The 322-nt window shown below is 43.2% G+C and carries 1 pseudogene; it reads left to right on the forward strand.

Annotated features, from left to right (window positions below):
• Positions 1-142 precede the first annotated feature (142 nt).
• Positions 143-322: pseudogene (locus R7P74_RS27615) on the forward strand (ankyrin repeat domain-containing protein); the annotation flags it as partial.

Raw genomic sequence — 322 nt, forward strand, 5'->3', positions numbered from 1 at the left:
ATACCACCCTCCCGCAAGTGAAAAACAACGCGATGCTGTAGGGCGTAAAGTTTTGGCCTGCGGGAGAAGTATCTGCTCTTTTCTGCCCGAAAATCAGGGCTCCCGTACGCCATTTTCTGTCATTTTTAATGAGGATGGGTGAATGAAAAACGTATTCTTGCTCAGCTCTGTACTATTTTCTTTGGGTTTATCTTTTAGCTTGTTTGCCTCTCAAGACAAACTCGAAACTCAATATCAATCCTTAGTAGAGCTCTTTTTTGATGCTGCGCGCATTGGTAACAATGAAGTGGTTGAAACCTTTGTATGGCAAGGTTTCCGGATT

It is taken from the genome of Vibrio sp. 2033 (genome assembly GCF_033339735.1).